Source organism: Comamonas testosteroni, assembly GCF_000761245.1.
Lineage (GTDB): Bacteria > Pseudomonadota > Gammaproteobacteria > Burkholderiales > Burkholderiaceae_C > Comamonas > Comamonas testosteroni_C.
Map to the genome: position 1 here is coordinate 158,978 of NZ_AWOR01000026.1, position 20,783 is coordinate 179,760.

Below are 20,783 nucleotides of genomic sequence, written 5' to 3' on the forward strand. Positions count from 1 at the left end.
CAGCCAAAGCACCAAACGACAAAGAATAGAGGGAGATTATGGGCAAGAGCGAGTATTCGGAAGATGTGTTGATCCAAGCGCCCACCGCTGAGTTTCTGCGCGAGGAGCTGGGCTGGGACAGCGTGATGGCACAGGATGAAGGGCCGTTGGTAGCAGACGGCCTGCTGGGCCGCACGGCAGACAACCAAGTGGTGCTGGTGCGCGATGTGGAGGCTGCACTGCGGCGCCTGAACCCCGGCCTGCCGGATACCGCATACGCCCAAGCCCTTGAAGCAGTTACGCAGAACGACAGCACCAAGTCGCTGGTGCAGATGAACCAAGAAAAATACCAACTGCTGCGCGATGGTGTGTTGGTGAAGTTCCGCGACAACTCCGGCAAAGCTGCGGGAAAGTTAGTGGAAAAACGCTTGCGCTTGATTGACTTTGACAAGCCTGACCGGAACCGTTTTTTGGCTGTGCGTGAGTTGTGGGTGCGTGGCCCGCTGCACCTGCGTCGCCCAGACCTGATTGGCTATGTCAATGGCCTGCCTCTGGTGTTCATCGAGCTCAAACGCTTTGAGGTGCACGTAGACAGCGCCTACAAAAAGAACTATGCCGATTACCTGGACACCATCCCGCACTTGTTTCACTGGAATGCGTTGGTGGTGATCAGCAATGGACATGATGCGCAATACGGCTCCATCACGTCCAGCAAGGACCACTTCTACCGCTGGAAGCGTTTGGATGAGGACGCCCCAGAGCCCGGTACAGCCCAGCCGCTGCTGCCCCTGTTGTTGCAAGGCATGTTGGGCAAGCAACGGCTGCTGGACATTGTGGAGAACTTTGTGCTGTTCGATGCCTCGGAGGCCGGCCTGCAGAAGATCGTAGCGCGCAACCACCAGTATTTGGGCGTAAACCGGGTGATTGAGCGCCTTACGTCCGACGACACGACGGTGAAAGCCGAGGTTGCTGCAGGCCAATTGGGCGTGTTTTGGCATACGCAGGGGTCGGGCAAGTCGTATTCGATGGTGTTCCTGACCGAGAAGGTACGACGCAAAATATCGGCCAGCTACACGTTTGTGGTGGTGACCGATAGATCCGAGTTGGACGACCAGATTGCTGGCATCTATACCTCCACAGGGCGTGCCAGCGCCAAGGCTGACCAAGCCAAGAGTGGCAATGCGCTGCGAAGCATGCTGCGTGACCAAAACCGAAGTTATGTCTTTGGCTTGGTGCAAAAGTACCGCGAGCGAGTGACAGAGCCTTATTCCGAGCGCGAAGACGTCATCGTGCTGTCTGACGAGGCACACCGCAGCCAGTATGGACGCTTGGCGCTGAACATGCGCAAGGGGCTGCCGAAGGCGAAGTTTCTGGGCTTCACCGGCACGCCATTGATTGATGACGCTGAAAAGCAGTTGACCCGCCAGGTATTCGGCGACTACGTGTCGATTTATGACTTTAAGCGTGCCGTCGCTGATGGCGCCACACTGCCGCTGTTTTACGAGAACCGTGGTGAGAAGCTGAAGATCATCGACCCCAAAGTGAGCGAGCGCATCGTTGAGCACATTGAAGCCGCCAAGCTCAGCGCACCGGTCGATGATCCGTGGACGGAAGAAAAAGAAGACAAGCTTTACCGTGCCCTCGCCAGCGAATACCCCATCCTGACGTCTCCCACCCGATTGAACAAGGTAGCGGCGGATTTTGTAGAGCATTTTCACCAACGCTGGCAGGTGGTGGCCAAGGGTGCCAGCAAGTCATTGGTGGTGTGCCTAGACAAAATCACCTGCGTGAAGCTGCACGACCTGATTGCGGAAAAGTGGGCTGCTAAAGCGGATGAGCTGGATGCGAAAGTCTCCTATGAAGAAGCGCTGTTTGCAGCCAAGGGCAAACCACCGAACGAAACACTAAAGACGCGCCGTGCACACGTGGATTGGATGCGGGCGACTGAAATTTGTGTGGTGGTGTCGCAGGAACAGGGCGAAGTTGCGGAGTTCAAAAAGTGGAAGAACCATCGGGACGAAGCTTTGGATATCACCTCTCACCGCGAGAAGATGGTCAAGCGCAACTTGGAAGAAGAATTCAAGAAGCCCGAAAACCCTTTTCGCGTGGCCATTGTTTGCGCCATGTGGCTGACCGGCTTCGACGTGAAATGCTTGGCTACGATGTATTTGGACAAGCCCATGCAGGGCCATACCCTTATGCAAGCTATTGCTCGCGTGAATCGCGTGGGTGGTGGCAAAAAGCATGGTCTGGTCATTGACTACAACGGCATGCTCAAAAGCCTGCGTAAGGCGCTGGCTACCTTTGCTCAAGGCGATCGCAAGGGCACAGGCAAAGGTGATGAGGAAGAAGATACGGTGCGCGATGACAGCGTGGCGTTGGCCGAGTACGCGAATAGCTTGCTACAAGCAAGGCGCTACCTAGAAGGCTTGGGCGTGGATCTGGATGCTGTGATCGAAGCCAAGGGTTTTGCTAAACAAGGGCTGCTGCTGGATGCCGTTGACAAGCTGGCCGCCAACATTGAGCGACGAAAGACCTACGAGGTTTTCGTCGACGATATTCAAGCGCGGTATCGGGCTTTGTTCCCTAACCCCGGTCTTTTTGAGTACGACGCAGAAGAAGGTGCCTTGGCGGCGATCTACAACAAGCTGCAAGACGCTCGTACCACCCCCGACATCGGTGCTCTGCTGCAATCGCTGTACGAGGTAGTGGACACCACATTGACTACCGATGGCCTGCCTCCTGCATTTATGGCGAATCAGCCACCGAAACACTATGACCTGTCGAAGATCAACTTCGATAGGCTGAAGGCCGAATTTGCGAAAACACGGCATAAGGCCGTGGCGGTGCTAAACCTACAGGAGCAACTGGAACAGCGTCTGGCAGCGATGCTTGCCGCCAACCCGACGCGGGTTGATCTGTACGAACGCTATCAAAAAATCATTGCCGAATACAACCGTGACAAGGACGCCATCGAGGTTCAGAAGGTCATGGATGATCTTTTCGCTCTAAATGACAAGCTCAACGAAGAAGAGAAGCGTTACCTGCGCGAAGGACTGGACAACGATGCGCAGCTGGCCGTGTTCGACTTGCTTCAAAAAGACCAGCCTACCAAAGGCGATCGTGAAAAGATCAAGAAGGTGGCCAAGGACCTGTTAGACCTGCTGAATAACGGCAAGCTGCAAATTGACCATTGGCGCGAGAAGGCTGCAGCCCAAGCGCAAGTACGGGCCGAAATCATCAGACACCTGTGGACTCACTTACCCGATCAGGGATACGTCGACGATGAAATCAGCATGAAGGTGGATGCAGTGTTTACGCATATCTTCACGACTTCGGGCGGTAGTGGCGCAAGTGCTTACCACTGACAGATTTTGCTGCATAAGTCGCCTGCTAGCCTCGGGAAACCGATGTGGTGTGCGACGTTCAATCGGCCAGCCTGGTTACAACTCAGTAAATCATTTTGTACAAGGCAGTCATGCAGGGCGTATATAGCCCGTGCTCGGCGCAAACGTAACGACTACATGTCTCGCGTAGGCTGCTCAGCAAGAAGCGCTTGAATCCTCAGGCGAACTTCTTCACCAGCCTTGCCATACTGGAACAGCAGTTCGGCAATTTCATCGTCCGTGTCGGCGTAGAAAAACGCTACAGGCACCTTCAGCACCTCGGCCAACTTGCGCACCGTCAGCAAGTCTGGCTTGTGGATGCCAAGCTCATAGCGATTGATGCGTGTGCTCGCCACGAACGCATCAATTCCCGCCTCAATTCCCAGCATCTTTTGCGACAGCCCCGCAGCCAAGCGGGCCTGTTTGAGCCTCGCGCCCCATTGCTCATCCGCGTCAGACATCTCGCACCTTCAAAAGGCTACGAGAGTCGTAGTTATGCTTTATTCTCGATACTACGAATTACGTAGTTATGCTGGGGCACGAAGCTGCTGCCCAGTTCAATAAGAAGGACTAAGCATGGTGTTAAGAGAGGGAATGCGCTGGTATACAGCGCTGGGCGTGTTGGGGCTTGCTGTGAGCGCTTGGACACAGTCTGTCGGCGCTCGTGAAGGTACTCAACTGGCATCAGAGGTGCATGACTACTATGCGGAATGCCACAACCCAGACGCGGAATTGTGCTCCGTTAAAAGCCCTGAGCCGTCGCTGTACATGTACACGGTGCTCACGCCCGACATTCCCTTTGATGACCTAGGGGCACACTGGGTGGTGGATTTGCGCAAGTTCCAACCAGCCAAGAGCGCCGTGAAGGTGCTACGTGTAGCGTCCAACGTCGGAGACGTACATGCAATTCATCTGAAGCTGATTTATGACAAGGCTGCTTTGGTCCGTGCCGCACGCAAGTCAGCACCAGTCGCCACTTCAACGCAACTTCCTGCAGTGCAGCAACCCACCCTACTCACACCGGCCACAACGGTTGTGAACAATACATTACGGTCCAGTTCGGCACCGACAGCACGTGGCGAAAAATCATCCGAACCAGCTGCATCTAGCAACGTAGCGCGGACAGGGCAAGCAGGGTCCCCTAAACCATCATATTCGGCATCGCCCCCCAAGGCTGAGGAAACATCCGTTGAACAGCCCGGTGTGAAAAACACCGGCATCAAAGCAGCTGCTGCGCAGCTTCCATGCATGGATGGCATCTGTCTAGGTGCATCCATCCAGACCTTGAACGCGCCTTTTGTGCCGGTGATGACTTTAGGTGAGCAATTGCGGTCCGGCCTCACTGCAAATAGCAAGCTGCCTCCCAATGCCGAAGATAGCTTCAAGCGCATGGAGGCTTTGTACCGCAAGGGTGACAAAGACGGTCTTGAGAAGGAGGCTGCAACCTGGTCTAGCCCTGGCTATGAGCGCGATCAATTGCGTAGAAACCTCTTCCATCTGGTCCAGGCATACGAACTGGCGGAACAAGCATTGGGAGGAAAGCGCAATACAGATACCGCAGACCTTGCCATGTACTTTGTACCCCAGCCTGAGAATCGTAAAAACGGGCTCCATCAAACAATGAACATCAAGACTTATCCCATGTTGTTCGCGACAGGCAAAAGCCTGTACTTTGACCAGGGCTTGCCCAAGTTGATGGCTAAAACCAAGCCCGTCCTGTGCGGCGTATTCCGCCTCGAAGGCCATTACAAGAGTAAATCCGGCTACTCAACAACGGTCGCGGTTCAGACCGATAGCGACGGTGACTTCAAAGTCAGCACGATGGAGCGTCTGTTTACGAACGTTTCCCACGACAGCTTGCAGCAACTACATAAAGAGCTGGAGCAGCGCTACGCCTCGCCCATCGACGCCAACATCGCTTGGCTGATACTAGACATGTCCAAATTACAGTTGGTTTTTATGCACCCAATCATGAACCCAAAGGCGGGGGCGCGGCACGATGAGGCCAGCAAGCTTTTTCAAGCACTGTGGCAGCAAGGTTGGATGGACTTTAAAGGTAAGAACGTCGGCTGGCCTGGAGCCATGAATATCATTGCCAACAATAACAAGCGCAGTATTGCCGCCTGCGAGCCGAAGGCGCTGCCACTGAATTGATGGTCCACGCTACCCAGGCAAGCTGCAATGGAAGGCAATGTTCAGATGTAGTCAGGCGCAGATCACCGAAGGTATGGCTGGTCACTTGTCCAGATTCGTCATGCGCACGATGCGGTCGAATTCGTGGAACATGTCTCGGTTGTTTTTGGTCAAATACCGCAGGACGGCCTCATTGCCCATGAGCTTGGCGAGGTAGCCCTTGGCCAGTACCAGATTGAGGACGTCTTGACTATATGACTGCTCCGCGAGCTTGAATTGCTCTTGAAGATTGCCCATTTCCCACTCCATTTTCGCCATCTGCTCGGAACTGACTCCGGTCACTTTTCTGGTCTTTATTTCGCCGACTAGCATGTTGCTGGGGGTTGCTGCTACCAGGGCTTGGGCGTAGGCGACCGTGATGTTGTTGGCGCTAATCATCAATTCCACACATTCGATTTGCCGAGTGGGTTTGAGCTTACGGAGAACCGCTCCCAAATTGGGCGAGAAATGTTGATCGCGTAGCAACTCGACCACTTCGGGACAGATACCATCCAGCAAGTTCAGCTTTTTGATGATGTGGCTAATGTCCACGTCTAACGCCTTGGCCAGTTTTTCACGTGACACGCCGCGCTCGACAGCGCGTCGGATCATGACGTGCTCCTGAATGGAGGAGAGTCGATTGAGTTGGTTGTTGTAGGTATAGCTCTCGTCATCAATGGCTACCAAGCATGGAGCTTTGTCGAAGCCCAGTTGCATCAGGGCCACCAGCCGCGTATGTCCATCTAGAAGGATGTACTGTCCTGCCCTGTTGGGCTTGCCGACAGACAGCGGCTCAATCAGGCCAACGGTCTCAATGGAGGCGATGATCTGCTTGAATTTGCGAGAGGTTTGTAGTCCTGCTGGACTCTTGCGCAATGGCAGGATGGCGGACAGCGGCAGAAGGAGTGGCTCGGGAATGAAGCCTAAAGGAGGTTTCTTGCTCATGCTCCCTTGCCTTTCTTCCAGACGCGATCGGCCAGGTATTGCGGTAAGGTGCTCAAGCCTTCGGCGCGCAGCAAATTCACGAAATTTTCATCGCCCAGCAACTGTCGCAAGGCGCCTGCGATGAACAGCAAGCTGTGCTGTGCGGCTTCCGCTTTTCTGACCATTTGTTTCTGGCGTTCAACTTCGCGTTGGTAGTTGCGTACCAGACTCGACGTGGTAACGCCTTCAATGGATTTGCGTGGCGCAGAGCCGGTACCTGGGCCGACGGCTGCTTTCCCTTGAACTCGGCGGCGCTCGTTCACGCGCCGTGCTTGGATCAAGTGGTTGCCACGTAGTTGACCCGACTCATAGGCTTCCTGCAAAGCTGTCTGAACTGCTTTGTCATCGCCTGCGCTGGCAATGGCCATGGCTGCATTAAGTGGGATTCGCCCGCTGCCTACGGCCATGAGAAGCCGCTCTTCACCGTGCTGGAGCAGATACAAGATGTCTTTGACATATTCCGCACTCAGGCCGGTTTTCTTGGCGATGGTTTGCCTGTCGTAGCCTTGCTCTCGCAACTGCCCGATCCCCGCCATTAGTTCTAGCGGGCTGAATTTACGGCGAGCAATATTTTCCGTCAGGCTCATGATGAAGGCTGATTCATCATCGACCTGCATCACCATGGCTGGGATTTCCTGCTGGCCTAGGGCCTTGAAGGCTTTGAACCGCCCTTCGCCACAAATGAGCAGGTAGTTCTCGCTATGGCTGCTGGGACGAGGTGTCACGATGATTGGCTTCTTCAAGCCGATACTCTGAATGTTGCCGACGATCTGATCAAAAACGCGGCTGTTGCGCTCTCGGGGATTGAGCACTTCGATCCGGTCCAGAGGGATCATCTGAAGCTCCGCCTTGCGGTACTCTTTGTCTTGGTTCATGCAACTCTCCTGATGCGCATACGCCGGGTCATCCCATACAGATAGTCCAAGCTGTCGAAGCGATAGCACTCGAATTCAATGCTGTTGTGTTCTGCCAGGTGGATTCGCGGTTGGCCAAAATCCAGCCGCGGCAGCAGGTAGTAGTCCAGTGCAGCCTGGTTGCTGTCGTTCAGGCGCACTGCCACAGTGATGTCCGGCGCGAGGGTAGTGTCAAAGCGCACTTTCCACCGTCGTCGTCCGCTTTCAAGCTGCTGGCAGCGGGCTAGCACCAGTGAGACAGTGAATTCACGATTGACCGTCAACAGGTCGGAGGCGGGATCGCGTTCAACCGTGCCACCGATCTCGGTAATCATCCGTTCGGTCTCACCAACAACTTCCGGGTGCAGCCGACGCAGAAACTGATTGACCTCTAGGTACTGGTAATCCCGATCCGGCGTGAAACCGACTGTTTGGTAAGCACGAATCAGGTTACCGAAGCGGTGCGCGTAGGCTGCTGCTGATGGCACGCCTTCGGCTTCGTCAATGATCAGCCCCGACAGATAACCGTGCCGCTCATAAAGACCACGCAGCTTGTCGATCAACTCTTCGTTGGTGTATCGGTGCGCCCGTGCACGCAGGATACCTTGCGCGGTATAGAACAGAGCCTGCGGCACGATTCCCTCGAAAGCTCCGTCTTTTCGCACCCATTGCTCCGGCTGGTTGATGATGCGAAGTTGCTTAAGTTTGAAGGAGCGGCGGTTGAAGATGTTGTTGCCAATGTACTTCTCGTTGGACAGCACCTCGCGTACGGACGCGCGCGTCCAGCCACGCCCGAAATCGGTGAGCGTTCCCTGCGTATTGAGCCGCTCGGCAATCTCAGATTCAGACTGGTTGTCATTGACAAACCAGTGGTAGATTTGGTTAACGATGGCCACTTCAGTGTCAGGTCCCGGTTGGAGAATGACACGATCCGTTTGAAGGCTCTTGTGCTCTCCACGTGCCAGTTCGCTCTTGAGTACCCCCGTTTGGTCAATCAGCGCGCGGCGCAAGCCATATCCTGCAGGACCGCCTTGGCGGAAGCCCAGCTCAATCAGGCGGCACTGGCCCGCGAATACCTTGACCGACAATTCCCGGCTGAGTTCACCAGCCATGTTGCGCTTGACTGTCTTGACAAGGGCCGCCATAGGCGATCCATCGTTCTCGAATTGCTCTGCGCAGTAAGCGACCTGAATCCCTGCATCACGGCAGATGTACTCGTAATATGCTCCCTCATCGGGGTCCTGAAACCGGCCCCAGCGGCTCACGTCATAGACCAGAATGATCTGAAAATCAGCTTTGCCGGACTGAACATCCTTGATCAACGCTTGCAGCGCTTTGCGCCCATCAATGCGCAGGCCGCTCTTGCCTTCGTCGGCATAGGTTCTAACGATCTCGATATTGCGCCTGGCGGCGTATTCTCGAATCTTGTCTGCCTGGTTTTCTGTCGAATACTGCTGATGATCCGTAGACATGCGCACGTACTGTGCCGCGCGCAGTGGTGGTGAATCTGGATCAGCTGAAACAATGCTCGCTGTCATGGTGCGTTGTCGCCTTCGTCAATACAGTTGGATTTCTCGGTGCAGCCCTGCTTTTTCTGACGAGGCTTAGCCTCCAAAAGGCCATGTGGATCGCTGCATTCATTGCCATGCGTGCTGGCCGAGAAAACATTTAGAGATGACGATAGGGAGCGAATACAAGGCCGTCGATCAAGTCTTCTCTTTGCATGCATCCTTTTTGCATGGACAGTCAAGGCAGACTGGCGTGAGCTCAACCAGCCATCCTCCAGGTGTTGCTGAGCGCGAAACTGCGATTTGTCGCAATCGGTACAACCCGGCAGGCAGTGGCGACACATCCAATTTTGCGGAGCCGCAGGACGTGTCCTTCACAACTGTATTTCTGCCGAATTTTTGCGCTAGGGATTGGCGTGCGCGGTAATTAGCCCAATAGCCGGGGTTTCGGTCAAACCAGGCCCGCTGAGCATCGCGCTGGCTTTCTCGGTAGTCTGGATCGTTGCGCAGCTTGTCTTGCTGCCAGCGCAGTTTGCGAGCCCGCTGACATTCAGGGGTTGAGCAATAGGCTTGATTGGGGACTTGCGGACGGGGTTGAAAGTGTAGTCCGCAGTTGGCGCAGATTTGAGTCATCAGCTTCTCCGGCAAAACCTGCATGAAAAGTCAAAATGACTCCGCGGTGTCCCTCACATTGAGAAGATCAATCGTCTTCTTTAGACTACTCGTGGCGATAACGGTCTTCCAGCAGGAGACCTAGTTTTGCGTGGCATGGCAGTACCTGTTGCGCAAAACGAAAGCGTTTAGTGCCTTTGCGAATACGGCAGGAACCGATGACAACAGAGCCTTTCGTGGTCCAAATAACGTACTGGCGAATGGAACGCTCACACTCATTTCGGGAAGATGAATTCAGTGTGAATGGGGCTACTATGACCAGGTCGACAACCAAGTGGAGCCGTGTCCTGGTGCAGTTCAAGGCACACCGCCAGGCTGCCGGTTGCCAAGCCCACCACGCCAGCTGCGGCGAGTCGGGCGCTGGGCGATCAAGGAAGTGAGTCGTGCACGCGCTGATGTCGGTGCAATGCAGTCGCGCTTTGAATCGGTGGTGACTAACCTCGGCATCGTTGAGGAAAATACTGCGGCCACGCGTGGCCGTATTGTGGATGCCAACTATGCAGTGGAAACGGCCAACCTCAGTCGTGCGCAAATCCTGCAGCAGGGAGGCGTGACCATGGTGGCGCAAGCTAACCAGATTCCGCAAGCCGTGCTGCAGTTGCTCAAGAGCTAGGTTGCAGGTTACCCTTTCTCGCCTGTGAGATTGTCGATGCGAGATCTATCGGAAAGGTCGGTTTTCCTGTTTTCATAGGTTGCGCCAGTGCTGCTGATTTTTCCCGCAGCATAGGCAAGAAAAAGTCCTTGAAAGCATTCTCCACAGATAACCGCTTTAGGCCGACCGATCCACCATCGTACGGTCAACCAATCGGCACTAATCAGTATTAAAGTTTTCTACGCGATCTTTTAGCTGAGTAGCTTTCTTCTGAAAAATCTGGGAGCTCTCGAGCGAGATTTGAAAGCTCTACCGCAATTCTCGCCAAGCGCGCACGTGAGGATAATTCTGGCTCAGACGCTTCCATATTAAAAAACTGTTGTGCGTCTTTTGGCCGGGCTCTATTTTTAAGCTGGAATGTGAATGAGGTCGAGACGTATGGAACAAGCTCGACTTGCAGTTCACTCGAATGCCCAATACGACTAGACAATAGCTCTAGACCTCCGCGCGCCAGTATTTTCAGCTCAGAGTAGGAAATATCGGCTGAAGGCGATGCCAGTTTATCTTCGACACGAAGCATGTCGCGCGATGACCTGAAGCCAAGACCGCCGTACAAGGACAGTATTTCCTTTGGACTTTGAAGTGCAGCAAAAAGCCCATACCACGCGAGTAAATCCGGTCGCCCTTCTCCCTTGAGGATCTCAAGGTGTTCAAGAGAGCCAGGTGCAAGGCGTGTAGCAAGGAACGCGCATGCCGCCGCCATATCTCCCTGCTCGCGGTAACTGCCGGAAGAGGACATTTGCCGAAGAGCCTCCTGGAGATAGCTGCCTCGCTCCTCCCTAGTCAGGGACTGTAGAGCATCGATTCTGATCTGGCGCGATAGCTGAGCAGCGAGTTGCTCCCAAGCAAGCTCTTGACTAGCTTGAGTTCCATTGAGAATTTCGTAGGCTAAAGCTCCTGTAGTCGTTTCTGGACGGCGTCCGAGCGCAATCTGTGTTAACAAACCGAGTACGCTGACTATGGGATCAATTGCATACTGCGCTGTGTCATGGGTTGAAGGCGAGTTCAGCAATGAATAGACATCAAGCCAGCGGGCCGGAAGCTCGAGGAATGCCTCTCCGCCGGCACGCGAAGCAAGGGTCCTACCCCACGCGAAAGCTAGGGTACGTCTGCATATCAGCGGGGTTAACTGCCTGATCCCTACGCGACCGCCGCCATGAAGCACCGCTTCGACAAATGCGAGCGCTGTCAGAGCAGGGAAAACCCGTTCGTCAATGGTCAGTAAATCGTCATCAAACTGTTGCGTAGCTTCCTCGCGAGTCAAGATGCGGGTAAGCGCCGTAACAGGCGATGGTGCTTGCGGAGCCGCAGCGATGGCGCTTAGGGTGCTTTGAACGTCGTCATCAGCAACAACCATTAGCGAGGGAAGCAAAAATCGCTGCGTTGGGTCGCAATCCCAAACCAGAAGTGTCTCGCTTCCAGCACCAAAGCGGAGTTGCGAGGTCTCACGAAGCTTCCCTTCGACTGCTTTGGTCGATCCCAGAAACAGCTCGAAGACTTCGCGTCTACTAACAAGTGCTGACCACATGTTCAGCCTTTTCCAAAAATTTTTTTCATAGTAACGGGTCCCTTCGGTGGTACAGCGCCTTGGATGGCTGATTCCAGGTACCCCGGAATAGACTTGTGCCAGTACATCGTTAGGGCCGTCTTGGCCCTCGTTATACCAGTGTATATGAGTCGCTTTTGTACCCCCCCCATTCGGTAGAGGTAGTCCAAACCGGCAATATGCAAGGCACGGAATTCGAGGCCCTTGGCTGCCGTCAAGGTGGACAACCAGATTGGCTTCGATGGATCAAAGCTTCTCGAGTTGGCCCTAGTAATTGAGTCTCCAAAGCCAGCATGCATCAGCCCAACGTACAAGGCATCTAACTCTTCATTTCGAGGGCACAGAACACCGATCAGGTCATCTGGATAGGCAAATCGCTGGTCTTTGATCTGAGCTGCCATTGCGGCAACCTGTTCATCCAACGTCAATCCCCCTTTGGGGGTGAATGTCGAAGGATAGTCTGCTTCCTTGTAGTTCATGTGCCTTTGCAGCGGAACATACCCAGAGGTCCCCTTCATGATTCCATCGGCTACGCGGCAAATAGCCATGCCGTTGCGGAAGTGAAAGGTGAGTGGGTAGACTTCATCGGTGCAAGCAGCAAGTTCACCGGAGCAGTCGAGAACGTTATAAATTTTTTGACGAGCGTCGGCTGTTGCAATGAAGACGTTAGTCAGCTTGCTCATCAGTTTGATTTCCTGCGGGGTGTAGTCTTGAGCTTCGTCAAGAAGCAATGCCTCAAATTGGACACCGACCCGCCCTTCATCAACCAGCTTCTGAAGGCGATTGGCCCTTTCGGCGCGGGCCGCATCATGTTCAAGGTCTTCGTCATCAACGCCTTCCCCTTCAGTACGCAAGATATCGTTGAACAACTTCGCCTGGGTTACGATTTTTTCGGCAGGAAAATCGTACTGCTTGCCGCCGAGTTGAATGAACTGTTTCAAGAGCGAGCCGAACACCACGATGTGCAGATTGGGGTAGTCGCCCAAATAAAGCTGATTGGCGCGCAACAACAGCAGGTTGGTCTTGCCGCTACCAGGCGGACCTTTAATTAAAAGATTTCGATCTTCATCAATACTTAACAGCTTAGCCTGATCAGGAACAAGATCATCTTCGTCTTTCCACCAGCTATCACTCACGGTGTCATCTCCTTGACTGCGAGTTCAATGATTGTGCCGTGACTAGGCACCTCATTTTTCTCAATGCGCGTATAGGCGTCATCTAGTCCGCTTACGAAAACGGCTTCTAAGCTAGGGCCATCAAGAAGCAGTTCGAGCTCGCCAGCTTGAATCAAGGCTGGCGTCGGCATGTGGTCATGCAGTATTTCGTCGTTAGCCATGGCGGCCGCGGCCTCAGCGCGGAAGATAGGCTTTCCATTGTTTTCGTCAAGCAGCGAAAACCGAAGTAGAACCGCCAGTCGAAAGGGCAATCCCTTCTGAATGTCTTTCTCGAAGAAAACGCAGGTCTCACAGACCCCATGTTCGGCATCTTTGACCGACTGGGTCGTGCGAAGCGGAAACGCCTGCAAGTCATTCATTAAGGAAGCGATGCGTGACTCGACTCTATTGCAGACGTCATCCAACGCCTTTCTGCTCAACTTTTGGGAGTTTCCTGTCGATTTGACTGGAACCGCAGCGGCCTGGAAAAATTTTTGTCGCTGTTGAATTCGGCTCCGTGTTAATGAAAGGGTGGCGGGTTCGTCTGCAAGCAGCGCTTGAAATCGCTCCCAGTTGACCAGTTCGAGGCGAGTAATCGGATTCTTGAGTAAGCAATGATTTGCCAGAGCGACGCACTTCGCACTAGACGCGTGAATCTGAGGGATATTTTCGAGAACAGCCCTCACTAAACGTGGGTAAGGCTCTGAGTCATCTTCAAAAAGCACGCGCTTCATGAGCAAGTCATGCAAAACCGCGCCAAGCTGATAGAACGTCACAGAGCGCCAGCCCTCGAGGGTGTCTTCTTCCTTGCGCTCCAAGAATTCAGGCGAGCTGTAACGCAAAGTTCCGATGAATGGGCGCTGATCGACATCCGTCAAATTCGAGAAACCTACCGGGCGCAATACGCCTAAATCCAGCAGTATGGCCTTGGAGAAGTCAGGAGAGACCGCGATGTTTTCTGGTTTGATGTCGCGATGAGCAAGATTTCTGTCCTCTAAAAACCTAGCCGCCGACGCGATTTGAGCAATCAGCGCGGGGATAGCATCGGGCGGTATCTTCTGCAGTTCGTCGTGTAAATTTGCGTAGGGCAGTTGCTCCATGACCACGTACAAGTGCCCCGTTTTATTGCACTCTCCACCGTCGAGGATGCGCACCAGATTGGGGTGAGAAGCGCCGACCAGACTCTTCTCGCGCAGAATCCGCTGAAGCTGTACGGCCTTGCCGTAGCGCTGAATAAGTTCGGGATGGAAAACCTTGATAGCCCCGATTTCAGTCCCACGGGTGCATGTAAGTACGACAGCCGATTTTCCTTTACCAAGGAAGGTATCTATGTGCCAATCGCCGACTACTGTATTTAACAAGTTGTCTACCAAGATTTGGGCTTGAGCTGAGTCCATCCATGTCCCTCGTAAAAGTACATCTGTGCGTGCGTCGTTACAGTTTACCTCTGCAATCCTTACCGAGAACAGTGACTATAGTGGTTTAAACCTATAACTGCTTTACGGTCGCTAACTGCCCGGCACATAAAAGGAGGCTGGCAGCAAACGCTGCACGGTAAGCATCAATAGCGATGAGAAGCGACAGAGGGGAAAAAGGCGGACGGTGTCGATACCGATCTTGGTCGGCTACCTATGCCGCTTTGACGAACAAACGCAGCTGCTACATGCACAGACCCACTAAATGGCTTGGGCTATACGCTATCGTTGCCCAGTTTTATATTCAATATTTGAATATAAAATCAAATAAATATTTGTTTTTGTTATATTTGATATAATCAGTGCACGTGATGCCGTTGACGTGCCACCTGGGCATAGCTCGCGGGTCCCGTTCTCCGCTCAGTTTCCCGAGCACTTGCCTCTCTTGTTTCGCCCTCCGTCTGAATTGATCAGGCTGATTGCGCGTGCACGCCTTTGAAGGCTTGTGCGGCGCAGCTGTGCCTGTCGTTTGGACGTGCGGTGGGGCCTGAGGCGAATGGCCGGTTCACCGCTGGGCGTTGTTTCCCCTTTCGACTTTCCATTTCTGGAGTTTTCTATGACTGATACAGGTCAGGCCGCTGCATGCCCGAACAATTCCTCACCTGCTTCTGGCAGCGGCTCCCCCCTGTTGCCTTTGGGCCAGGTGCTTGCTACACCGTGTGCCGTGGAGTTGCTTCGATCTCTGCAAATGACCCCGCTGCGGTTTGTGCTGCGGCATATGGCGGGTGATTGGGGAGATGTCTGTGAGGAGGATCGGCAGGCCAATGCCGAGGCACTGGTGCATGGCGCTCGTGTGATGTCAGTCTATGTGTTGGGGTCCACGCAGCGGCTGTGGATCATCACGGAAGCTGACCGCAGCAGCACTACGCTGCTATTGCCCGAGGAGTATTGATGCAAGGGCAGCGCTTTGCAATGCATTCCCAACTGCGCGTGGGGCGCCTGGGGGCACTGGCCCACGGTGACAAGCTGCTGCTGCGCCAGGGGGAGAGCGACATGGCGTGTGGCCACCACTGTGTGCTCATGGCGCTCATGCTGTTGGGTGTGGTGTCGCGCGATGCCTTGTATGAGGATGAGCCCGATGGGCGTTTGGTCGAGGTCTGTGCTATCGGCCAGTCTCGCTATTTCACGGGCTGTTCGGCTACGCAGCTCAAGGAGCAGTTTGCTCCCTTTGCCGAGCAGGTGCATTGCCGCCCCTTGCGCCGTGACTTAGAGGCCCGCACGGTAGCCGCCCTGGAATCTGATCATGTATGCCTGGTGCGCTTCACATCGCCCAGTTACAGCCATTGGGTCTTGGCGGTGGGCGTGATGTATGTCAAGGGCAAGCCGCATTCCTTATTGGTGCTTGACCCTTTGATGGACAGCGTGCCACTGACCCCATGGAATGCCTTGTTAGAGCACTGGGGCAGCAAAAAGCTGCGCAACACCAATGCTCGCTGGTCCGAGAAAGCTACCTTGGAAAAGGTGGTGCAGGTGGGCCTGCGCTCCCGCCGTGGTACAGCAATCCCATTGGCTTGAGTCTCGGTTTCAGTTTCTCGCCCTCTCTTTCTTGATTTTCCCTTGTGCACGTGGTGCGTCTGGTGCTTTGCCTTTAAGGCTGCGCTCAGGTGCCGTTGCGGCGTGTCTGTTTTGAAAGTTCAACCATGCACCCTTATCACTTGAGGTGGCACCGTTATCGGCGTTTGCTGGCGGCAGTGATGACCTTGCCAGACCTGGATGTGGCAACCCCTGTTTTGCATGAATTCAGCGGTCAGTGGCCGTGCTGCTTCAATGGCTGTGCCGAAGCTGGGCACTATGTGCATACAGTCAAGCCTTGCATGGAGCTTCAGTCGGCCATGGTGCTGGAGCTGGCCGATGCAGCGCTACAGGTGTTTGAGCCGATCAGCCAGCGCACCGCTGCATGGCAGGCATTTGCACGGTGTGCCGTGCCGCAGTTGGGCTTGGGCAGCTTTGCACGCCTGATGGCACTACTGCATCAATACGGGCCTGAGGAAGATGCTGAGTTGGCCCTGTTGCTGTGGCAAGGTGAAATCGACTCACCGGCATCTGCACTCAAGGCCGTGAAGCGTTTGCGTAGCCTCGTAGCGTTCTTGCAAGGCCAGGGCATCACGGATGCAGCAAGTTGGCTGCAGTGGCGGGATGTGGCAGATGCGCAAGCGGTTGTGCGCGATGCACCGCATCAGGCACCAGAAACGATCTACGCTTTGCTATGGCACTTGGACAGTGGCCGCTGTGATGTGCCCTGGGTGCTGACGTTTGCAAGGCGAGTGCTCGGTCAAGCTCCTGCGCATGGTCACGTCATGTTGAGCATTCAAGAAATGGCCGATGCCATGAACCTGAGTACCAAGGCTTTAACCAGGCGCATAGCGTGGCATGAACGGTTGTTTCAAGCTTTGAGCGATGTGCCCGAACTTCGGCAGGCGTGGTGGCGATGCATGAAGCTCACTTTACAGGTTCAACTGACCAACGCTACAACGGCTAAACTGCAAGTGCAGGGAGTCAAAGAGCCTTTGCCGCTGTCACTGGCAGTGCACCTGCGCCAGGGACAACCCATGCTGACGATTCAGTTGCCCCGTGCGTTTGGTGCTGCACCAGCATGGCCCAATTTGACCATGGTGCAGCTATCCCAAGAAGGCTGGGGGACTGGGCTGGGGCTGCGCTTGCTGCTGCAAGGCGAAGGCGCACTGCCCGCTCAGCTGCAGCTGGACATCGCCAAGCGCTGGAGTGCCGCGCAACTGCAGCAACCCATGTTTGAGCGCATCAGTGCCACCAAGTGGAAAATCAGCTGCTGCTGGTGCGATGGGCTGTGGAAACCCTGTAGCCTAAGCCAGGCCGATGTAGCCGACTGGGCCACGGACACGGCACTGCAAGTGATGGAATATACGCAGGTGCTCAAAGGTATGCTCAAGCGCGAAACCAACAAATAAAGGGCTACAGTATTAAAGGTATGCCCACGCGATGAGTGCAACACGATACAACTACAGCCAATTGCTTTGACGGTAGAGGTGACGGTATTGCCCTTCTGAGTTAGCCCAAGTGCCTGTACAGCAGCGTGCTGTAGCATTCGAGAAAGGCTCGATTTTTAAGCTATTGACAATTGAGTGGGAATAAAGCGCTGTCGTGAACTGACACGCAAGCTTTAGACCTTTGCTCATACAAGCCCGCGATATCGCGGGCTTTTTTCATTGTGGCCGACAGCACCCGAGACATGCGCCGATCCGTCTATGAGCGCGATGTCCAAGGCCGGTTTGGAAAGCTACAACTGCGGGAGATCACCGGGGAATATGTGCGAGCCAGCCACTGATCGATATCCTACATATCGATCGAGATCACACTGCGCTTGCCTTGCTGATCCACCGACTGCTTAGGGTCGGGCTTGTGCATGCGACTCATCAGAGGATGTGAGTCGGCCTTGGTAGTCACCATGGTGTAGTTCTCCACGAGCGCCACTGGCTTGAGGTCCTTCCAGCGATTCCATAGCCCGGCCGGCGCCCACGACACGCGTCATCAACTAGCGGAAACCTCGCTTAAGCGCTTTTCCAGTCGACTCCCCCTTTATGGCCATATATCGCTTTTTTTCTCTCCAAGCGGCCATGGCAGCGTTGGTTCAGGATTAGGAGATTTTGGAAGAATCGTGCTGATATATCCTATTATTTGAGGATCAGGCTGATAAATTCGATGCTCCTCTTTAATTATTGCTCGAGAGATACGAAATGGTCCAATGTTAAGATCAAGCTTTTTCTCCAAGCCCTCTTTAATATGAGAAATCCCCTTATTGCTTTTCCAATAAATATTCACATCTCTGGCTAGAATTGCGGTCATAGGAAGTACAGGCATAACTCCCGTCGGCAAAATCCTCCCGGCTATGTCTCCACCTGATGCAATTGAAACCCCATACGACACACTTGCTGGAGACCACCTCCAAGCCCGGCTATGAAAGACATTGATATCAAGCCAAGGCCGGACTATCTCGATTCTGCGTAATTTTCAAGTTAGTAAGAAATTTTCATCATCGAATTTAATTTCCTCTTCAAACAATGCAGAACCAAATATTGAAATGGGACCGACTTGAGAGTTTGGTTCAGACAAAACATCAGGACAAGAACAGCATGCAGAAATATCAAAACCAACGCTACCGGATTGACGCTGATTATCAAAATCCAAGGAATCGAATTTAAAATCAGACCACCAAAATTCTTGAAACCAATGCTCATAGGGAGGATTAGCCTCGACAACTTGAAATTCACTTTGAATATCAAAACATTCAGTGTATTTCGAAAATTTATCTTGCAGTTTCTTCCAGAAAATCGCCGGCTCTAGAGATTCGTATTGTCGTATATTTTCAATGGCAATTTCGACGTCATATTTATAGCCATTTTTTTTCCAACTGGCTTCAGCATTTCTCAAATCCTGATTAATTTTTTCAGGAACCTTATCACCACCATTCTTCTCTGTTGCTAACGAGGCCTCAAAATTATCTAGAGCCTCTAGATACTTCATTTGTTCATCTAAGTATTTCTGATATTTTTCTGTTGGAGATCCATCAACCCAAAATAAAAATGAATTAGCTTCATTTAAAATTTCTTCTTGCTCCTCCGTGAGCTTAACTAAAGGTGTTTGCTTGCCATCCAGTATTGATTTATAAATATCAGAAACCTTACCAGGCTTCTTTATTGCATTCCAATTACAAGCAAGAACTCCATCGAGTGCATTCGAAACGTAATATTTAGTTTTTTGAGAGTTCCTATCCAAGTTAGGAACCACATAAAGCCCAGGCAGATGCAGAGAGAGAATTACTGATGGATCTGCGCCAACCACTCCAGACGCAGACATAGCAGCTGCAAGCTTACTATATATCTGAACATTCAACTGATTACGTAACGAATTCATCATACCCTCGAAATTTGATGCACTGCGCATCCCAATACGTCAGTGCATAAAAATAAAATAACCAATACTATCTTTGCAGTCTCATTGAGGCCATGGGAGCTTATTATCAGGGTTAGGAGATTTTGGCAATACCTCACAGATCAGTGCAACGATCTGAACATCCTTTGCCTCTATTCCATCAGTCGCAATTGTTCCCTTTACAGACTCTTCATGGTGGCCCATATTAAATCGACCAGCGATGGTGAATGGGCCAATACCCACCGAGGCATTCGCTGATATTTCCCTATTCATTTCCTTAACAATAGTATTATCAAATGATCCATTGATTTTCAGATTACGAGAGAGGATAGCTGCGGTCGGTATCACGGTCATGGACCCAGTTGGCGCTATGCCTCCTTTAATGTCTGCACCACTGGAGAATTCTTGCCCATAAACTGGTGTCCCTTTTGCCCAGCGCCATGCTGCGGAAGACAAAACCAACGGATTCATCCAACTGCGATCAAGGGAAATGCGCATCAACTCACACGAAAAATTCAGTGTCGTTTCATCCATCTTCTTATAAGATGAATCTTCACTATAATCACCACTTCCAGAAATTCTGAATATTCCAAAGTCACCATCCAGTTGACCGGCGACACCAATAGCATCCGAACTCTTCTGGTTGTCCATATCCTTTTGTGTGAAGATGAATTTTGTCCAACCAGCATCCTGAAACCAAGACTTATATGGCGGTGAAAACCCTACAGTCTGAAACTCATTACCGAGAGTTGCTACTTGCGTACCATTTTTATATCGATCTAACAATTTATACCAGAATGATGATGGTTCCAAGGCCTCATACTGCGCAATAACTGCGATAGCAGACTCAACGCCTTCCTTATGATGGGCCACCCACTGATCATATGCCGCCTTCAATCTTATTTTCAATGAACTAGGTATAGCCGGCCCCCCATTGATATATGTAGCCTTCGCCGAATCATAAGCATCTAGTACAACAAGATACTTTTCCATATAAAGATAATAGTCTTCTTGCTTTTCAAGGAAGTATTTCTCGGCAACCTCTAGCTTAGACTTCTCCTCTGGTGTGAGACTAACTAGTGGAGCCTCCTTGTAATCCAAGATCGATCGATAAGAGTTAGATATTGTTGTAGCAGCAGGCCTAAACACCCAGCTAAACTGAGGGACAACATCGAACAACACCGACAAAGCATATCGGTCGTCTATGTTTGACTCAGGATTCATCTGAGATGGCAAGTATTGCCCAGGATTGTAGATCGCCAGCAAATACTGAGGATTTTCTAGTCCTGCAACTGATCGACTAGGACGGGGCGGATCTTTTGCCTCGAACAGCTCCTGTAGTTCTTTGTCATGAATCTTCTGTGGATCCGGAGTAACACCTAATGCCAAGGCCATTTTAGAGTACAACTTAACGAACAAATCTGCATTAAAATCTGCCATACATCCCCCTTATATTA

Annotated in this window: 17 protein-coding genes; 6 read left to right on the plus strand and 11 right to left on the minus strand. The window is 52.7% G+C overall.

All coding sequences use genetic code 11. The features are described from left to right. Positions 1-38 precede the first annotated feature (38 nt). On the plus strand, positions 39-3,347 hold the full coding sequence (locus P353_RS06550) for a type I restriction endonuclease subunit R (protein ID WP_034366964.1): 3,309 nt from the start codon (positions 39-41) through the stop codon (positions 3,345-3,347). 152 nt (positions 3,348-3,499) lie between these two features. On the opposite strand, the gene P353_RS06555 is transcribed toward P353_RS06550, so the two are convergent. Further along, positions 3,500-3,826 carry a helix-turn-helix domain-containing protein gene (locus P353_RS06555; RefSeq protein WP_034366967.1) on the minus strand — a complete coding sequence of 109 codons (327 nt, stop codon included), beginning with the start codon at positions 3,824-3,826 and terminating at the stop codon, positions 3,500-3,502. Positions 3,827-3,959: 133 nt separating this feature from the next. Here P353_RS06555 and P353_RS29040 point away from each other — a divergent pair, with 133 nt between their 5' ends. Next, positions 3,960-5,519 carry a hypothetical protein gene (locus P353_RS29040; RefSeq protein ID WP_157839525.1) on the plus strand — a complete coding sequence of 520 codons (1,560 nt, stop codon included), beginning with the start codon at positions 3,960-3,962 and terminating at the stop codon, positions 5,517-5,519. Between the two features lie 81 nt (positions 5,520-5,600). Here the strand turns inward: P353_RS29040 and P353_RS06565 are convergent, their stop codons facing one another. The 3 genes from P353_RS06565 to P353_RS06575 are packed head-to-tail and all read right to left on the minus strand — an operon-like array spanning position 5,601 to position 8,952. Beyond that, on the minus strand, positions 5,601-6,482 hold the full coding sequence (locus P353_RS06565) for a plasmid partitioning protein RepB C-terminal domain-containing protein (RefSeq protein ID WP_034366973.1): 882 nt from the start codon (positions 6,480-6,482) through the stop codon (positions 5,601-5,603). Next, the gene (locus P353_RS06570; protein WP_034366976.1) at positions 6,479-7,396 is read right to left on the minus strand and encodes a ParB/RepB/Spo0J family partition protein; all 918 of its coding nucleotides are present in this window, start codon (positions 7,394-7,396) and stop codon (positions 6,479-6,481) included. The genes P353_RS06565 and P353_RS06570 overlap by 4 nt, the downstream gene beginning before the upstream one ends. Beyond that, the gene (locus P353_RS06575) at positions 7,393-8,952 is read right to left on the minus strand and encodes a recombinase family protein (RefSeq protein ID WP_052084753.1); all 1,560 of its coding nucleotides are present in this window, start codon (positions 8,950-8,952) and stop codon (positions 7,393-7,395) included. Before P353_RS06575 ends, P353_RS06570 begins: the two co-directional genes overlap by 4 nt. A 1,018-nt stretch (positions 8,953-9,970) precedes the next feature. Here P353_RS06575 and P353_RS06580 point away from each other — a divergent pair. Beyond that, the gene (locus tag P353_RS06580; RefSeq protein WP_232776301.1) at positions 9,971-10,207 is read left to right on the plus strand and encodes a flagellin; all 237 of its coding nucleotides are present in this window, start codon (positions 9,971-9,973) and stop codon (positions 10,205-10,207) included. Between the two features lie 208 nt (positions 10,208-10,415). Here P353_RS06580 and P353_RS06585 read toward each other — a convergent pair whose 3' ends face one another. From P353_RS06585 to P353_RS06595, 3 genes are read right to left on the minus strand one after another with little or no spacing between them, the layout of a single operon-like run. Then, complete coding sequence (locus tag P353_RS06585) at positions 10,416-11,774, minus strand: hypothetical protein (protein WP_034366984.1); 1,359 nt, start codon at positions 11,772-11,774, stop codon at positions 10,416-10,418. A 2-nt stretch (positions 11,775-11,776) separates the two neighbouring features. Continuing rightward, positions 11,777-12,928: an ATP-binding domain-containing protein gene (locus P353_RS06590; RefSeq protein WP_034366986.1), complete on the minus strand. Its 1,152-nt coding sequence runs from the start codon at positions 12,926-12,928 to the stop codon at positions 11,777-11,779. Further along, positions 12,925-14,343 carry a serine/threonine protein kinase gene (locus P353_RS06595; protein WP_034366989.1) on the minus strand — a complete coding sequence of 473 codons (1,419 nt, stop codon included), beginning with the start codon at positions 14,341-14,343 and terminating at the stop codon, positions 12,925-12,927. The genes P353_RS06590 and P353_RS06595 overlap by 4 nt, the downstream gene beginning before the upstream one ends. Before the next feature lie 634 nt (positions 14,344-14,977). Between P353_RS06595 and P353_RS06600 the strand changes: the two genes are divergently transcribed. From P353_RS06600 to P353_RS06610, 3 genes are all read left to right on the plus strand, one after another. Beyond that, positions 14,978-15,313 (plus strand): hypothetical protein, encoded by a 336-nt coding sequence (locus tag P353_RS06600; RefSeq protein WP_034367072.1) that lies wholly within the window; start codon positions 14,978-14,980, stop codon positions 15,311-15,313. 20 nt (positions 15,314-15,333) lie between these two features. Then, positions 15,334-15,936, plus strand: coding sequence for a hypothetical protein (locus tag P353_RS06605; RefSeq protein WP_232776303.1), 603 nt, complete (start codon positions 15,334-15,336; stop codon positions 15,934-15,936). A gap of 179 nt (positions 15,937-16,115) precedes the next feature. Then, the gene (locus P353_RS06610; RefSeq protein WP_232776305.1) at positions 16,116-17,345 is read left to right on the plus strand and encodes a hypothetical protein; all 1,230 of its coding nucleotides are present in this window, start codon (positions 16,116-16,118) and stop codon (positions 17,343-17,345) included. Between the two features lie 385 nt (positions 17,346-17,730). On the opposite strand, the gene P353_RS27840 is transcribed toward P353_RS06610, so the two are convergent. The 4 genes from P353_RS27840 to P353_RS06620 all read right to left on the minus strand — a co-directional run bounded on the left by P353_RS27840 (position 17,731) and on the right by P353_RS06620 (position 20,766). Continuing rightward, on the minus strand, positions 17,731-17,919 hold the full coding sequence (locus P353_RS27840) for a hypothetical protein (protein ID WP_232776307.1): 189 nt from the start codon (positions 17,917-17,919) through the stop codon (positions 17,731-17,733). 54 nt (positions 17,920-17,973) lie between these two features. Continuing rightward, positions 17,974-18,255, minus strand: coding sequence for a hypothetical protein (locus P353_RS29045; RefSeq protein ID WP_157839526.1), 282 nt, complete (start codon positions 18,253-18,255; stop codon positions 17,974-17,976). Positions 18,256-18,405: 150 nt separating this feature from the next. Next, complete coding sequence (locus P353_RS29050) at positions 18,406-19,308, minus strand: hypothetical protein (RefSeq protein ID WP_157839527.1); 903 nt, start codon at positions 19,306-19,308, stop codon at positions 18,406-18,408. Between the two features lie 81 nt (positions 19,309-19,389). Continuing rightward, on the minus strand, positions 19,390-20,766 hold the full coding sequence (locus tag P353_RS06620) for a hypothetical protein (protein ID WP_157839528.1): 1,377 nt from the start codon (positions 20,764-20,766) through the stop codon (positions 19,390-19,392). Positions 20,767-20,783 lie beyond the last annotated feature (17 nt).

Bases quoted from the DNA above. Each gene is read 5' to 3' on its own strand.
- P353_RS06550 (WP_034366964.1), top strand. From the start codon at position 39: ATGGGCAAGAGCGAGTATTCGGAAGATGTGTTGATCCAAGCGCCCACC.
- P353_RS06555 (WP_034366967.1), bottom strand. From the start codon at position 3,826: ATGTCTGACGCGGATGAGCAATGGGGCGCGAGGCTCAAACAGGCCCGC.
- P353_RS29040 (WP_157839525.1), top strand. From the start codon at position 3,960: ATGCGCTGGTATACAGCGCTGGGCGTGTTGGGGCTTGCTGTGAGCGCT.
- P353_RS06565 (WP_034366973.1), bottom strand. From the start codon at position 6,482: ATGAGCAAGAAACCTCCTTTAGGCTTCATTCCCGAGCCACTCCTTCTG.
- P353_RS06570 (WP_034366976.1), bottom strand. From the start codon at position 7,396: ATGAACCAAGACAAAGAGTACCGCAAGGCGGAGCTTCAGATGATCCCT.
- P353_RS06575 (WP_052084753.1), bottom strand. From the start codon at position 8,952: ATGACAGCGAGCATTGTTTCAGCTGATCCAGATTCACCACCACTGCGC.
- P353_RS06585 (WP_034366984.1), bottom strand. From the start codon at position 11,774: ATGTGGTCAGCACTTGTTAGTAGACGCGAAGTCTTCGAGCTGTTTCTG.
- P353_RS06595 (WP_034366989.1), bottom strand. From the start codon at position 14,343: ATGGACTCAGCTCAAGCCCAAATCTTGGTAGACAACTTGTTAAATACA.
- P353_RS06600 (WP_034367072.1), top strand. From the start codon at position 14,978: ATGACTGATACAGGTCAGGCCGCTGCATGCCCGAACAATTCCTCACCT.
- P353_RS06605 (WP_232776303.1), top strand. From the start codon at position 15,334: ATGCATTCCCAACTGCGCGTGGGGCGCCTGGGGGCACTGGCCCACGGT.
- P353_RS06610 (WP_232776305.1), top strand. From the start codon at position 16,116: ATGACCTTGCCAGACCTGGATGTGGCAACCCCTGTTTTGCATGAATTC.
- P353_RS29045 (WP_157839526.1), bottom strand. From the start codon at position 18,255: ATGCCTGTACTTCCTATGACCGCAATTCTAGCCAGAGATGTGAATATT.
- P353_RS29050 (WP_157839527.1), bottom strand. From the start codon at position 19,308: ATGAATTCGTTACGTAATCAGTTGAATGTTCAGATATATAGTAAGCTT.
- P353_RS06620 (WP_157839528.1), bottom strand. From the start codon at position 20,766: ATGGCAGATTTTAATGCAGATTTGTTCGTTAAGTTGTACTCTAAAATG.